General features: G+C 66.2%; 12 protein-coding genes. 7 read left to right on the top strand and 5 right to left on the bottom strand.

The genetic code is table 11. The features are described 5' to 3' along the window. The first annotated feature begins 11 nt into the window (after positions 1 to 11). From folD to AC1RRP_RS14555, 3 genes are all read left to right on the top strand, one after another. The gene (gene folD, locus AC1RRP_RS14565; RefSeq protein ID WP_493037366.1) at positions 12 to 875 is read left to right on the top strand and encodes a bifunctional methylenetetrahydrofolate dehydrogenase/methenyltetrahydrofolate cyclohydrolase FolD; all 864 of its coding nucleotides are present in this window, start codon (positions 12 to 14) and stop codon (positions 873 to 875) included. A gap of 69 nt (positions 876 to 944) precedes the next feature. Then, positions 945 to 2981 (top strand): M3 family metallopeptidase, encoded by a 2037-nt coding sequence (locus AC1RRP_RS14560; RefSeq protein WP_493037364.1) that lies wholly within the window; start codon positions 945 to 947, stop codon positions 2979 to 2981. Positions 2982 to 3011: 30 nt separating this feature from the next. Continuing rightward, the gene (locus tag AC1RRP_RS14555) at positions 3012 to 3662 is read left to right on the top strand and encodes a glutaredoxin domain-containing protein (RefSeq protein WP_493037362.1); all 651 of its coding nucleotides are present in this window, start codon (positions 3012 to 3014) and stop codon (positions 3660 to 3662) included. 34 nt (positions 3663 to 3696) lie between these two features. On the opposite strand, the gene rpiA is transcribed toward AC1RRP_RS14555, so the two are convergent. Beyond that, positions 3697 to 4371, bottom strand: coding sequence for a ribose-5-phosphate isomerase RpiA (gene rpiA / locus AC1RRP_RS14550; RefSeq protein WP_493037360.1), 675 nt, complete (start codon positions 4369 to 4371; stop codon positions 3697 to 3699). A gap of 59 nt (positions 4372 to 4430) precedes the next feature. On the opposite strand from rpiA, the gene AC1RRP_RS14545 reads away from it, so the two are divergent. After that, positions 4431 to 5489 carry a quinone-dependent dihydroorotate dehydrogenase gene (locus tag AC1RRP_RS14545; RefSeq protein WP_493037358.1) on the top strand — a complete coding sequence of 353 codons (1059 nt, stop codon included), beginning with the start codon at positions 4431 to 4433 and terminating at the stop codon, positions 5487 to 5489. Between the two features lie 16 nt (positions 5490 to 5505). Here the strand turns inward: AC1RRP_RS14545 and AC1RRP_RS14540 are convergent, their stop codons facing one another. Continuing rightward, positions 5506 to 6462: a LysR family transcriptional regulator gene (locus AC1RRP_RS14540; RefSeq protein ID WP_493037356.1), complete on the bottom strand. Its 957-nt coding sequence runs from the start codon at positions 6460 to 6462 to the stop codon at positions 5506 to 5508. Positions 6463 to 6619: 157 nt separating this feature from the next. Here AC1RRP_RS14540 and AC1RRP_RS14535 point away from each other — a divergent pair, with 157 nt between their 5' ends. Genes AC1RRP_RS14535 through AC1RRP_RS14525 form a run of 3 tightly spaced genes read left to right on the top strand, consistent with a single transcriptional unit; the run spans position 6620 to position 9440 of the window. Next, complete coding sequence (locus AC1RRP_RS14535) at positions 6620 to 7513, top strand: alpha/beta hydrolase (RefSeq protein WP_493037354.1); 894 nt, start codon at positions 6620 to 6622, stop codon at positions 7511 to 7513. 29 nt (positions 7514 to 7542) lie between these two features. Next, complete coding sequence (locus AC1RRP_RS14530) at positions 7543 to 8457, top strand: alpha/beta hydrolase (RefSeq protein ID WP_493037352.1); 915 nt, start codon at positions 7543 to 7545, stop codon at positions 8455 to 8457. Positions 8458 to 8462: 5 nt separating this feature from the next. After that, positions 8463 to 9440, top strand: a complete 978-nt coding sequence (locus AC1RRP_RS14525; protein WP_493037350.1) for a tripartite tricarboxylate transporter substrate binding protein — start codon at positions 8463 to 8465, stop codon at positions 9438 to 9440. A gap of 6 nt (positions 9441 to 9446) precedes the next feature. Here the strand turns inward: AC1RRP_RS14525 and AC1RRP_RS14520 are convergent, their stop codons facing one another. Genes AC1RRP_RS14520 through AC1RRP_RS14510 form a run of 3 tightly spaced genes read right to left on the bottom strand, consistent with a single transcriptional unit; the run spans position 9447 to position 15121 of the window. Then, complete coding sequence (locus tag AC1RRP_RS14520) at positions 9447 to 10541, bottom strand: NAD(P)/FAD-dependent oxidoreductase (RefSeq protein WP_493037348.1); 1095 nt, start codon at positions 10539 to 10541, stop codon at positions 9447 to 9449. 49 nt (positions 10542 to 10590) lie between these two features. Next, positions 10591 to 11985: an efflux transporter outer membrane subunit gene (locus tag AC1RRP_RS14515; RefSeq protein WP_493037346.1), complete on the bottom strand. Its 1395-nt coding sequence runs from the start codon at positions 11983 to 11985 to the stop codon at positions 10591 to 10593. Continuing rightward, the gene (locus AC1RRP_RS14510; protein WP_493037344.1) at positions 11975 to 15121 is read right to left on the bottom strand and encodes an efflux RND transporter permease subunit; all 3147 of its coding nucleotides are present in this window, start codon (positions 15119 to 15121) and stop codon (positions 11975 to 11977) included. The genes AC1RRP_RS14515 and AC1RRP_RS14510 overlap by 11 nt, the downstream gene beginning before the upstream one ends. Positions 15122 to 15124: the final 3 nt, after the last annotated feature.

Below are 15124 nucleotides of genomic sequence, written 5' to 3'. Positions count from 1 at the left end.
GGAATAGCACGATGACCCAGACCACCGGCCGCCTGATCGACGGCAACGCCCTCTCCAAGCAACTGCGCGGCGACGTCGCCCAGCGCGCGGCCGCCCTCAAGGCCCGCGGCATCACGCCCGGCCTGGCCGTGATCCTGGTCGGCGAAAACCCGGCCTCCCAGGTCTATGTGCGCAACAAGGTCAAGGCCTGCGAGGACAGCGGATTGCACTCGGTGCTGGAAAAGTACGAGGCCACCATGACCGAAGCCCAGCTGCTGGCGCGCGTGGACGCCCTCAACAAGGACCCAGCCATCCACGGCATCCTGGTGCAGTTGCCCCTGCCCCCCCACATCGACGCGCACAAGGTCATCGAGGCCATCTCCCCGGCCAAGGACGTGGACGGCTTCCACGTGGCCAGCGCCGGCGCCCTGATGGTCGGCCAGCCCGGCTTCTGGCCCTGCACGCCCTACGGCTGCATGAAGATGCTGGAATCGATCCACTACGACCTCAGGGGCAAACATGCCGTGGTCATCGGCCGCTCCAACATCGTGGGCAAACCCATGGCGCTGATGCTGCTGCAGCAGAACGCCACGGTGACGATCTGCCACAGCGCTACCCCGGACCTCAAGGCCATGACCCTGCAGGCCGACGTCATCGTCGCGGCCGTCGGCAAGCGCAATGTGCTGACGGCCGACATGGTCAAGCCCGGTGCCGTGGTGATCGACGTCGGCATGAACCGCAACGACGAAGGCAAGCTCTGCGGCGACGTGGACTTCGAGGGCGTGAAGCAGGTGGCCGGCTGGATCACCCCGGTGCCCGGCGGCGTGGGCCCCATGACCATCACCATGTTGCTGGTCAACACCCTGGAAGCTGCCGAGCGCATGGCGGCGGGCTGATCGGGGACATCAGCAAAAGCTATGGGGACATGGCTTGAATCGAGCCCCGCTGACCGCACAATGCTGGATATGAGCAATCCCCTTCTCGACACCTCGGACCTCCCCCTCTTCGACCGCATCCGCCCGGAGCACGTGGCCCCGGCCATGGATGCGCTGCTGCGAGCCTGCGACGCTGCTCTGCAACGCGTCACCGCCAACGACTTCCCGCCCGACTGGTCCGCCATCGCGCGCGAACTGGACGTGGCCACGGAACAACTGGGCCGGGCCTGGGGTGCGGTCAGCCATCTCAACAGCGTGGCCGACACACCCGAGTTGCGCGCCGCCTACAACGAGGCCCTGCCGCGCGTGACAGAGTTCTGGACCCGCCTGGGCGCCGATGAGCGCCTGTATGCCAAGTACAAGGCCATCGATCCCTCCAGGCTGAATGCGGAACAGCGCCAGGCGCACCAGAACGCCCTGCGCAACTTCGTGCTGGGTGGGGCCGACTTGCGCGGCGCAGCCAAGGAACGTTTTGCCCAGATCCAGGAACGCCAGGCCGAGCTGAGCCAGAAGTTCAGCGAGAACACGCTGGACGCCACCGACGCCTGGTCTTATTACGCAACGCTGAGCGAACTCGAAGGCGTGCCCGCCGATGTGCAGCAGGCTGCGCGCGCGGCTGCCCAGGCCGAAGGCAAGGATGGCCACAAGCTCACGCTCAAGATGCCCTGCTACCTGCCAGTGATGCAGTTTGCGAAGAGCAGCGCGCTGCGCCACAAGCTCTACCGCGCCTACACCACGCGCGCCTCCGACCAGGCCGAGGGCGAAGGAGCCAAGTTCGACAACAGCGCGCTGATCCGCGAAATCCTGGCCTTGCGCCAGGAAGAGGCCCAGTTGCTGGGCTATCTGAACTTCGGCGAGGTCTCGGTCGTGCCCAAGATGGCCGAATCCCCGCAGCAGGTGGTGCGGTTTCTGCGCGACCTGGCGGTCAAGGCCCGCCCCTACGCCGAGCAGGACGTGGCCGACCTGCGCGCCTTTGCACGAGACGATTTGCACATGTCCGATCCCCAGCCCTGGGACTGGTCCTACATCGCCGAACGCCTGAAGGAGGCGCGCTACGCCTTCAGCGAGCAGGAGGTCAAGCAGTACTTCACCGCGCCGCGGGTGCTGGCCGGCCTGTTCAAGATCATCGAGACCCTGTTCGAGGTATCGATCCGGCCTGACACGGCACCGGTCTGGCATCCGGCGGTGGCGTTCTACCGGATCGAACGTGGTGGCCACTTGGTAGGCCAGTTCTACCTGGACCAGCCGGCCCGCCCGGGCAAGCGCGGCGGCGCCTGGATGGACGATGTGCGTTCACGCTGGCTGCGCCCGGACGACGGCCGCCTGCAGATGCCCGTGGCGCACCTGGTCTGCAACTTCGCCGACGGCGTGGGTGGCAAACCGCCGCTGCTCACGCACGACGACGTCATCACCCTCTTCCACGAGTTCGGCCACGGCCTGCACCACCTGCTGACCCAGGTCAACGAGCGCGATGTCTCTGGCATCAGCGGCGTGGAGTGGGACGCGGTGGAACTGCCCAGCCAGTTCATGGAGAACTTCTGCTGGGAGTGGGACGTGCTCAAGCACATGACGGCCCATGTCGAGACGGGCGAGCCGCTGCCGCGCGCCCTCTTTGAGAAGATGGTCGCCGCCAAGAATTTCCAGAGCGGCATGCAGACCCTGCGCCAGATCGAGTTCGCGCTCTTCGACATGTTGCTGCACACCGAACATGACCCGCAACAGGACTTCATGCCCCTGCTGGACCTGGTGCGCACCGAGGTCGCCGTGCTGCAGCCGCCGGCCTGGAGCCGTACGGCCCACACCTTCAGCCACATCTTCGCCGGCGGTTACGCAGCCGGCTACTACAGCTACAAGTGGGCCGAGGTGCTGAGCGCCGACGCCTACGCCGCCTTCGAGGAGAACCCGGGGCCTGAAGGCTTGCCGAATGTGCAAACCGGGCGAAAATACCGCCAGGCCATCCTGGAGGCCGGCGGCAGCCGACCGGCCATCGAGTCCTTCAAGGCCTTCCGCGGGCGTGAGCCCAGCCTGGACGCCCTGTTGCGGCACCAGGGCATGGCCCGCTCCTAGCGCGGCCGTAGATAGGGAATAATGAGACGCATGAAGACCACCTACCGTCCCCACCGCGCCACCCGGCTGGTTGCGGCCGCCGTTCTGGCGCTGCTCCCTGTCCTGGCTTCTGCCCAGGGCATCTACCGCATCGTCGGTCCGGACGGCCGGGTCACCTTTTCCGACAAGCCGCCCACCAGCAGCGAAAAAGCCACGGCCCTGAGCCCGAGCGGCCGCTCAGGCGAGGGCGGCGGCGCCAGTGAACTGCCCTTCGAACTGCGCGAAGTCATGAACCGCTACCCGGTCACGCTGTACAGCGGAAAAAATTGTGAACCCTGCAATGCAGCGCGCAGCCTGCTGAACTCGCGCGGCATTCCCCATACCGAGCGCACCGTCACGACAGCACAAGATGTCGAAGCGCTCCAGCGCTTGGGCATTGAGCCCACGGTGCCCACGGCCACCATCGGCGGCCAGCGCCTCAAGGGTTTTTCCGAGGGGGAATGGAACGACTACCTGGATGTCGCGGGTTATCCCAAGACCTCCCGCTTGCCCTCAGGCTATCGCAATCCGCCGATTGGCCCCCTGGTACCGCTCCCGGAAGCGCCCCCCCCCGCTGCCGCGCGCCCTGCAGCACCACCAGCAGCACCCAGCGCCCCGGCACCCGGGCCGACGCCGGACAATCCGACCGGCATCGTCTTCTGACCAGCAAGGGGCCCCAAGAGGCCCCTTGTGCATTTCAGTACGTCTGCGTCTTCACGCCTGCGGCCGTGCCCAGCAGGCAGACCTGGGCGCGCTGGTGCGCGAACACCCCCACCGTCACCACACCCGGCCACTGGTTGACCTCGGATTCGAAGGCCAGCGGCTCCTTGATCTGCAGGCCGGTCACGTCCAGGATGTGCTGGCCGTTATCGGTCACCAGGGGCGCAGCCCCTTTCATGCGCACCCTGGCCGTGCCACCCAGGGCGGCGAACTGGCGGATCAGGCGCTGGGTGGCCATGGGGATCACCTCCACCGGCAGCGGGAACTTGCCCAGCACGGCCACCTGCTTGGATTCATCGGCGATGCAGACGAAACGACGCGACTGTGCCGCCACGATCTTCTCGCGCGTGAGCGCCGCACCACCGCCCTTGATCATGTAGCCGCGGCCGTCGATCTCATCGGCCCCGTCGATGTAGACCGAGAGTTCACCCACCTCGCCGGCCTCGAACACCGGGATGCCCAGGGCCAGCAGGCGCTCGGTGCTGGCCACCGAACTGGACACGGCACCCTTGATCTGCCCCTTCATCGAGGCCAGCGCATCAATGAACTTGTTGACTGTGGAGCCGGTGCCGACCCCGACGATCTCGCCGGGAACCACGTATTGCAGGGCCGCCTGGCCGACCAGGGTCTTGAGTTCGTCTTGGGTGAGCATGTTGGGGAAAGAAAGGAAGGGTTGATCTGGGAAAATCGGGGAAACACTGGAATTATGCGATGTCCCTGATCCCCTACGCCCTCTCCCGCGCCATGCTGTTCCGCCTTGACCCCGAGACAGCGCACGACCTCACCATCGACATGCTGGCGCGCACGCAGAACACCCCCCTGGCCTGTACCTACAGCGAGCCCCGGGTCGAGGACCCCATCACCCTGGCCGGCCTGCCGTTCCCGAACCGCGTGGGCATGGCCGCCGGCCTGGACAAGAACGCCCGCTGCATCGATGGCCTGGGCGCCATGGGCTTCGGCTTCGTCGAGGTCGGCACCGTGACGCCGCTGGCCCAGCCGGGCAACCCGAAACCCCGCATGTTTCGCCTGCCCGCGGCGAACGCGCTGATCAATCGCATGGGCTTCAACAACGACGGCCTGGACGCCTTCCTGTCCAACGTGCAGCGCGCCACCTTCCGCCGCAAGAGCGGAACGCCCCTGCTGCTGGGCCTGAACATCGGCAAGAACGCCGCCACGCCGATCGAACGTGCCACGGATGACTATCTGATCGGCCTGGCCGGCGTCTACCCGCATGCCGACTACGTCACCATCAACATCTCCAGCCCCAACACCAAGAACCTGCGTGCACTGCAGAGCGACGAGGCGCTGGACGCGCTGCTCGGGGCCATCGCGACCCGGCGCGAACAGCTGGCGCAGCAGCATGGCAGACGGGTACCGGTGTTCGTGAAGATTGCCCCGGACCTGGACGAAGAACGGGTCAAGGTGATTGCCGCCACCTTGCGGCGCCACGACATGGACGGCGTGATCGCCACCAACACCACGCTCAGCCGCGACGCCGTGTCGGGCCTGCCACATGCGCAGGAAGCTGGCGGCCTGTCGGGCGCGCCGGTGCGGGAGGCCAGCAACCGCGTGATCCGCCAGTTGCGCGCCGCGCTGGGCCCGGCTTACCCCATCGTCGGTGTGGGCGGCATCCTGAGCGCCGCCGATGCCGTGAGCAAGATCGAGGCCGGTGCCGACCTGGTACAGATCTACACCGGCCTGATCTACCAGGGCCCGGCGCTGGTGCAGCAGTCTGCGCTGGCGATCAAGGCCTTGCGCCAGACGCCCTGAGACGCGCCTTACGGATTCAGGCCCCAGGCCTGGAACTGCGGCTCTCTTTGCCGGAAGGCGGCGTGAGCAGCGGCTGGTCCCAATAGGGTTCATCTGCAAAGCGCTCGGCGAGGAACTGGACAAAATTGCGCAGGCGCTCCGGCAGGCGACGATCCGGCAGGAACACGGCGTACAGCGTGCTCTGCGGCATCGTGTACTCCGGGAACAGCTGGACCAGGCGTCCGGCCACGATGTGTTCGCTGGCCGCGAAGGACGGCAACACGGCGATGCCCACGCCGGCCACGGCAGCATCGACCAGGCCCTCGGCCACATTCGCACGCAGGTTGCCCGACACATTGACGGTCAGCTCACCTTCGCGTCCGCGGAAACGCCATTCATTGCCCTTGGGCCGGTCATAGACCAGGCAATTGCAGGCCAGCAGGTCGCGCGGGGTGCGTGGGGTGGCGTTCGCAGCCAGGTAGGCTGGCGAGGCCGCCACGATCCAGCGGCAAGGCGCCAGGCGACGCGCCACGAGATTGCTCAGGCGCGGCTCTTCCGCCAGCCGAACCACCAGATCGGCATTGCCGGAGATCAGGTCGGCGAAGCGCTCGGACAAGGTGACATCGATCTGGATGGAACGATTCAGCGCGAGAAATTCGCTCACGGCCGGCAGCAGGTGCAGGCGGCCGAAGGTGATGGCGGTGCTGATGCGGATCAAGCCGTGCGAACCCCGTGAGAGTTCCGCAACATCGCGCACGGCATCGCCGGCATCGGCGACGATGCGCGAGCAGCGCTCGTAGAAGCGTTCGCCCGCCAGGGTCAGGCCCAGCTTGCGGGTGCTGCGATTGAGCAGCTTCACCCCCAGCGACTCCTCGAGTTCCTGGATATGGCGGCTGGCCAGGGCCTTGGAAATGCCGCAACGATCGGCAGCGACCGTGAAGCTGCCGGCATCCACGACAGCCACGAAGGTGGCCAGGGCGTTCAGGTCGCGCATGAAGGAACCCTCGGCATGACGCCCGTAAACAATGAATTCACAAAATCCCGTTCCATAGACGATGGCTTGAAAGTATATTGTCCCGTTGACCCGGCGTGCCCGCGGCACCACCCGGCGCGAGCGCGCTGCCCCTCTCTCGAACTGAAAGACCATCACCGTGATCTGGAGTGAAGAACATTTTGTGACCCGTGAGGGCGTGCAACTCTATGTGTACCGCAAGCGCGCCAAGGCACCCGTTCCCGGCGAGGCGCCGCTGCCGGTGCTGATGCTGGTGCACGGCTCCACCGTCTCGGGTCGCAACACCTACGACCTGCAGGTGCCCGGCGGCAAGGACTACTCGGTGATGGACTACTTTGCCGAACGCGGCTACGACGTCTGGACCCTGGACCACGAAGGCTACGGCCGCTCGGGCTGGTCGGGTCGCGGCAACAGCGACATCAAGACCGGCGCGCTGGACCTGGCCGCCGCCATCCCCTTCATCCTGCAAAAGACCGGTGCGCATAAAGTCAACCTGTTCGGTTCCTCCTCCGGCGCGCTGCGCTCCTGCCTGTACACGGCCGCGCATCCGGACACGGTCGAGCGGTTGGGCCTCTCGGCCCTGGTCTACACCGGTGCCGGCTCTCCCACGCTGGAGCAGCGCCGCAAGAAGCTGCCCGAATACTCGGCCAGCCCGCGCCGCAAGGTGGACCTGGCCTTTTATGAGGGCATGTTCAACCGCGACAAACCCGGCAGCAGCGAGGACATCGTGCCCAAGGCCATCGCCGCGGCGGAACTGCCGCTGGTGAGCGAAGTGCCAACCGGCACCTACGTGGACATGTGCGCCAACCTGCCGGTGGCCACGCCGGAAGCCATTCCCTGCCCGACCCTGGTGATCCGCGGCGAATACGACGGCATCGCGGCCGAGCCCGACCTGCTGGACTTCTTCGCCCGCCTGCCCACCAAGGACAAGGAGTTCGTCGTGCTCTCCGGCATCGCCCACAACCCGATGATGGGCGTGCAACGGTACAAGTTCCATTACGCGCTGGAAGCCTTCCTGCGCCGTCCCGTCTGAATCACAGATCAACCCGAGGAAACAAGACCATGGCAAATGTGCAGTGGACCGGCGGCATCGAGCACTGGACCCGCAAGGGAGAGATCAAGCTCTTTCTCTGGCAGAAACCGGCGTCGTCCAAGGTGCCTTACGCCGGCACCATCCTCTTTGTCCATGGCTCTTCCATGGCCTCGCAGCCGACCTTCGACCTCACGGTCCCCGGCCGGCCGCACTCCTCGGTCATGGACTGGTTCGCCGAGCGCGGCTTCGACACCTGGTGCATGGACAACGAGGGCTATGGCCGTTCCGACAAGCACCGCCCCATCAACTTCGACATCAGCAACGGTGCCGACGACCTGGCCGCCGGCAGCGAGTACATCCTGAAGACCACCGGTGTGGGCAAGCTGATGGTGTACGGCATCTCCTCCGGTGCACTCAAGGCCGCTCTGTTTGCCGAGCGCCACCCCGCACGCGTCGCCCGGCTGGCATTGGACGCCTTCGTCTGGACCGGCGAAGGCAGCCCGACCCTGGCCGAGCGCAAGAAGAAGCTGCCTGAATTCCTGGCCAAGAACCAGCGCCCGATCGACCGTGCCTTCGTGCACAGCATCTTCAACCGCGACCATCCGGGCTGCGCCGACGAGGCGACCAAAGAGGCCTTTGCCGACGCCATCCTGACGCTGGACAGCACCATGCCCACCGGCACCTACGTCGACATGTGCTCGAAACTGCCGGTGGTCGAGCCGCGCAACATCCAGGCCGCCACGCTGGTCATGCGCGGCGAGTTCGACGGCATCGCCAGCCTGGACGACCTGCTGAAGTTCTACCAGCTGCTGCCCTGCACCAACAAGCAGTTCAGCATCATGGAGGGTATCTCCCATGCCAGCTTCCAGCAGAAAAACTATCTAATGGTCTACGCCATCCTGCACGGCTTCTTTGCCATGCCCGAACCTAGCTACAAGGGGTAATCATCATGACCGAACGCTTCTCCGTCCGTCGTCTTTTGCTGGGCTCGCTGCTCGTGCTGGCCGCCGGCAGCGCCGCTGCCCAGGGCTATCCGAACCGCCCCGTCAAGATCATCGTGCCCTTCGGCCCCGGCGGCTTCACCGACGTGGTGGCACGCATCCTGGGCCAGAAACTCGGTGCCGCCATGGGCAGCTCCTTCGTCATCGAGAACAAACCCGGGGCCGGCTCCACCATCGGTGCCGACCTGGTCGCCAAGGCCGCCCCGGATGGCTACACCCTGGTCATGATCTCCTCGACCCACACCATCAGCCCCTCGATCTACAAGACCATCCCCTACGATCACATCAAGAGCTTCACCCCCATCAGCAAGCTGGTGGACTCCGCCTACGTGCTCGTGATCAATCCCGGCAAGGTCCCGGCCAACAACGTGAAGGAATTCATCGCGCTGTCCAAGGCCAGGCCCGATACCCTGCGCTACGCTTCGTCGGGCAATGGCAGCACGCAGCACCTCATGGGCGGCCTGTTCATTTCCATGACCGATGCCAAGCTGCAGCACATCCCCTACAGGGGCAGCAACCTGGCCATGACCGACCTGATCGGCGGCGTGGTCGAGAGCAGCTTCGCCGGCATCACCAACGCCCTGCCCCATCTGTCCAGTGGCAAGCTCAAGGCCCTTGCCGTGACCACGGCCACCCGCGCACCGCAGATGCCCGACGTGCCCACCCTGCAGGAAGCCGGCGTGTCCGGTTACGACGCCAGCAACTGGCTGGCCCTGCTGGGGCCGGCCGGCATGCCCAAGGAGATCGTGCAGCGCCTCAACAGCGAGATCGCCAAGCTCATGGCCCTGCCCGATACCCAGAAGGCCCTGTTTGATGCCGGCGTGCAGGTCAGCCTATCCACCCCCGAAGGCCTCACCAAGCTCATGCAGGACGAGACCGTCAAGTGGAGCAAGATCGTCAAGGATGCCGGCGTCAGCATCGACTGAGCGGCTTCAGACGAGTTCAGCCACCCGAGCCCCAATGGCCAGGCTGCTGGTCAGCCCGGGGGACTCAATGCCGAAGAGGTTGACCAGGCCGGGCACCCCGTGCCCGGCCGGCCCCTGGATCACGAAGTCACGTGCCGCCTCTGCCGGGCCGCTGATCTTCGGTCGAATACCGGCGTAACCGGCCTGCAGGGCCGCATCTGGCAGCGCCGGCCAGTACTTGCGCACCTCGGCATAGAAGCCCTCCCCACGCGCCGGGTCCACCACCAGATCGTCGGGCGAGTCCACCCACTGCACATCGGGACCGAACTTGGCCTGGTTTCCCAGGTCAAGGGTCAGGTGCACGCCCAGGCCGGCGGCCTCGGGCACGGGGTAGATCAGGCGGGAGAACGGCGAGCGACCGCTGAGCGTGAAGTAGTTGCCCTTGGCGTAGTACTCGCCGGGAATATGGCGTGCGTCCAGTCCCTCCATGCGGTGCGCCAAGGAGGGCGCGTGGACGCCGGCGGCGTTGACCACGGTGGAGGCCCGCAGCTGGGTGCCGTCTTCGGATTCGAGTTCGATGCCCCGCGCCGTCACCCGCGCGCGCGCCAGGCGCGCATGGCAGGCCACCATGCCGCCGGCATTCTCCAGGTCACCCTGCAGCGCCAGCATCAGGCCGTGGCTGTCAACGATGCCGGTGCTGGGGGAATGGACAGCCGCCACACATTCCAGCGCCGGCTCCAGGGCGCGGGCCTGCTCGCGTGTGAGCAGCACCAGGTCGTGGACGCCATTGGCTGCGGCCTTGGCGATGATGCCCTCCAGCTGGGCCACCTGCTCGGGCGATGTGGCGACGATGAGCTTGCCGCAGCGCCGGTGCCCGATGCCGCGCTCGGCGCAGTAGTCGTAGAGCATCTGCTTGCCCTGCACGCACAGCAGCGCCTTGAGCGAACCCTGGGGGTAATAGATGCCGGCGTGGATGACCTCGCTGTTGCGGGAACTGGTCTGGGTGCCAATGGCCTCGGCGGCCTCCAGCACCAGCACCTCGCGTCCGTTCTGTGCCAGCGCGCGCGCCACCGCCAGGCCGACCACACCCGCACCGATCACCACACAATCGACCTGCTCCACAGCTCAACTCCTCAGAAGGGCAAAGCCGGGAGCATAAGCGAGCTGCCGCTCAGCCCTCTTCGCCGCCCAGGGCCTTGTAGAGCTGGGCTGCGGCCGACCACATGGTGCGGCGCACCTGGATCAGGCTCTGCTGCACGGTGAAGAGCTGGCGCTGCGCATCCAGCACTTCGAGGAAGCTGCCCACGCCCTGGCGGTAACGGGCCTGGGCAATGTCGGCCGCACGCTGCTGCGAACGTTCCTGTGCCTCCACGGCCTTGAGCTGCTCGGCCAGCTGATCGCGCGCGACCAGCAGATCGGCCACCTCGCGGAAGGCCTGCTGCACCGTGCGCTCGTAGTCCGCCACCGCGATGTTCTTGCGAACCGTGGCCAGGTCCAGGTTGGAGCTGTTGCGGCCATAGTCGAAGATGGGCAGGCTGATGCTGGGCGTGAAGCTCCAGGCGTCAGACCCGCTCTTGAACAGGCCTTCAATCTCGCGGCTGGCCGTACCGGCCGAAGCCGTCAGCGCGATGCGCGGGAAGAAGGCCGCGCGCGCGGCGCCGATGTTCGCATTGGCCGCCAGCAGACGCTGCTCGGCCGCCAGCACATCCGGGCGACGCACCAGGACCTGAGACGGTACATCGGCCTGCTGGTCCAGGGCAATGCCCTGCTCGGCCAGGGCCTTGCCCACGGGCAGATCCCTGGGCTCGGTCCCGACCAGGGCGCGCAGATAGTTGCGTGCTGCCGACTGCTGGCGCAACAAGGCGGCCACTTCAGCACGGGCGCCCTCGAAGGCTGCATCGGCCTGCAGATAGTCAAGGTCGCCGGCCAGTCCCGCCTGGCGCCGGCGGTCCACCAGCTCACGGGTCTGGGCCCGGGTCTCCAGCGACGACTGGGCCAGTACCAGGCGCTCCTGCGCTTCGCTCAGGGAGAGGTAGGCATCGGCCACGCTGGACACCAGCGTCAGACGGAAGGCGCGCTCGGCCTGCTCGGTCGCCAGGTAGGAGGCCTTGGCGGCCTCGCTGAGACTGGCCACGCGCCCCCAGAAGTCCAGTTCGAAAGACGACAGGCCCACGTTGACATCGGCCCGCTGGCCGATGACAGCTGCACCGGTGCTCGACAGGTCGGCCGGCGTGCGGCTGCGCGCCAGCGAAGCGCCCACATTCACGGTGGGCAGACGGTCGGCGCGCTGGATGCCGTAAAGCGCCTGGGCCTCGGCCACCCGCGCCGTGGCGATGCGCAGGTCGCGGTTGTGCTCCAGTGAGAGCTTGATCAGGGCACGCAGGCGCTCGTCCGGGAAGAAGCTGGCCCAGTCCACCGGCTTGCCCGGCGCCACGGTTGCCTTGACGTCGTCGGGCCAGGCCTCCGGCACGGCGAGTGCGGGACGCTCGTACGTGGGCGCGAAGGAACAGCCAGCCAGTGCCAGCAACGCGAGCAATGCCGCGTAACGAATGTGCTTAGGCGCCATGGTGGCCCTCCTCGCCTGCGGCTGCGCCGCGCTGACGGCTGTGACCCGGGAAGAAGCGGCTCACGACCAGGTAAAACACCGGCACCAGGAAGATGGCCAGCACGGTGGCCGCGATCATGCCGCCCATCACGCCAGTGCCGATGGCGTGCCGGCTTTGCGCGCCGGCGCCGCTGGAGATGGCCAGGGGCAGCACACCCACGATGAAAGCAATCGAGGTCATCAGGATGGGGCGCAGCCGCAATCGGCAGGCCTCCAGGATGGCCTCCTTGAGCGCCATGCCCTTGTCCTGCAGGCTGCGCGCGAATTCGATGATCAGGATGGCGTTCTTCGAGGACAGTCCGATGGTTGCGATCAGGCCGACCTTGAAGTAGACGTCATTGGGCAGGCCGCGCATATACACCGCCAGCAACGCGCCGAAGATGCCCAGCGGCACCACCAGCATGACCGAGAGCGGGATGGACCAGCTCTCGTAAAGCGCGGCCAGGCACAGGAAGACCACGATCAGCGACACCGCAAACAGCAGCGGCGCTTGCGATCCGGACAGGCTTTCCTCAAAAGAGGTGCCGGACCAGGCGTAACCGATGCCCGGGGGCAACTGCCCCGCCACGTCCGCCATGGTCTGCATGGCTTCGCCCGTGCTGCGGCCCGGCCCCGGGTTGCCGGACAGCTTGACCGAAGGCACGCCGTTGTAACGGTCGAGTTTGGGCGCGCCCACCATCCACAGCGGCTTGACCACTTCGGACAGCGAAACCATGCCGCCGTTGCGGTTGCGCACCTGCACCCGCAACATCGCTTCGGGGGTGGTGCGCACCTGCGGCTCGGCCTGCAGTTGCACGCGCAGGATGCGGCCCTGGCGCTCGAAGTCGTTGATGTAGGCCACGCCAAACAGTGTCTGCAGCGTCTCGTTGAGCGTCGCGATGTCCACGCCCAGGGTCTGGGCCTTTTCGCGGTCGATCTGCAGCAGCAGCTGCGGGCCGGGTGGCATGCCCTCCATGCGCACACCGGCCAGACCCGGGTTGCTACTGGCCAATTGCACGGCCAGGGCCTGCGCCTCGGCCAGCTTCTCGCGCCCGAGGCCGCCGCGGTCCTGCAGGCGGAAATCGAAACCACCGACAGCTGCCAGTTCAGGAATGGGCGGCGGATTGACGCTGAAGATGAAGGCCTGCTTGATGCCGAACAGGGCCATGTTGGCGCGTTGCACTACAGCGGTCGCGCTGCTTTCCTTGGCCTTGCGCTCATCCCAGTTTTTCAGGCGCGTGAAGATCAGGCCCGCATTCTGGCCACGGCCGAAGAAGGAGAAACCGACCACACCGATGGTGTGCTCCACCTCGGGCTGCTTCAGGAAGAACTGCTCGGCCTGGTGGATCACCTCCACCGTACGCTCCTGCGTCGCGCCCGGCGGAAGCATCACCATGCTGATGAAATAACCCTGGTCTTCTTCGGGCAGGAAGCTGCCCGGCAGCTTGCTGAACATCCAGACCGTGGCCGCCAGGATCGCACCGTAGACGATCAACCAGCGGCCGGGCCGGCCCAGCATGCGGGTGACGTTACGTACGTAGCCGCGTGTGGCGGCAGCGAAACCGCGGTTGAACCAGCCAAAGAAGCCGGTGGTGGGCAAGACGCCTCCGTGTGAACCGGGATTGTGCTTGAGCAGGGTGGCGCACAGCGCCGGGGTCAGCGTCAGGGCCATCAGGGCCGAGAACAGCATGGTCAGCACCAAGGTCACGGCGAACTGGCGATAGATCGCTCCCACCGAGCCCGAGAAAAAGGCCATGGGGATGAACACCGCAGACAGCACCACGGTGATGCCGATGATGGCGCCCACGATCTGATCCATGGCCTTGGCGGTGGCGTCACGTGGCGAGAGGTTTTCCTCGCTCATGATGCGCTCGACGTTCTCCACCACCACGATGGCATCGTCCACCACGATACCGATGGCCAGCACCATGGCGAACAGCGTGAGCACGTTGATCGAGTAGCCCAGCACGTACAGGCCGAGCGCTGCACCGATCAGCGAGATCGGCACCACGATGGTCGGAATCAGCGTGGCGCGGAAGTTCTCCAGGAAGAGGTACATCACGATGAAGACCAGGAACACCGCTTCGAACAGGGTCTTGATCACTTCATTGATCGAGATGTCGATGAAAGGCGTGGTGTCGTAGGGGACCTCCCATGCAATGCCTTTGGGGAAATAGCGCTCCAGTTCCTTCATGCGCGCGCGCACCGCCTTGGCGGTGTCCATGGCATTGGCGCCCGGCGACACCTTGATGGCCAGGGCGGCGGTCGGCTGGCTGTCCATGCGCGCGAAGATGGAATAGTCCTGCGCCCCCAGCTCCACGCGTGCCACGTCGCGCACGCGCACCAGCGAGCCGTCCGCCTGGGCCCGCACGACCACGTTGCCGAATTCCTCGGTCGAGGTCAGGCGGCCGCGCGTGATCACGGTGGCGGCGTATTCCACGCCCGAGGGCGCCGGGGGCTGGTTGATTTCGCCCACGGCCAGCAGCACGTTCTGCGCGCGCACGGCCGCGATCACCTCACCCGGGGTCAGGCGGTAGGCCGTCAGCTTGTCCGGGTCCACCCACAGACGCATCGCATACTCGGAACCGAAGAGCTGGGCTTCACCCACCCCAGGCACGCGCCGAATTTCATCGATCACGCTGGCCGCCACAAAACTCCCGAGGTCCACGCCCTTGAGGCTCCGGTCCGGCGAATACAGCGAGATGAACATCAGGTAGTTGCGTCGCGTCTTGGTCACGTTGATACCGAGACGCTTGACCTCGTCGGGCAGGCGCGCCTCGACGCGCTTGATGCGGTTCTGCGTCTCGACCGAGGCAATCTCGACATTGGTGCCGGTCTTGAAGGTCAGGTTGATGGTGCCGGTGCTCTGCTCGGAGGACGAATCCATGTAGAGCAGGTTCTCGATGCCGTTCATCTCCTGCTCGATCAGGGCCACCACCGTGTCCTCGACCACCTTGGCCGAAGCCCCGGGGTAGGTCACGTTGATGGCCAAGGCGGGCGGCGCCACCTCGGGGTACTGGGCCACGGGAAGCTGGCGCAGGGCGAGCGCACCGGCCAGGATGATGACCAGGGCAATCACCCAGGCAAAGACCGGGCGGTCTATGAAAAATTTAGCCATGGT

It is taken from the genome of Hylemonella sp. GW821-FHT12C09 (assembly GCF_058807395.1).
This window is presented reverse-complemented; position numbering and strand designations above follow the sequence as displayed.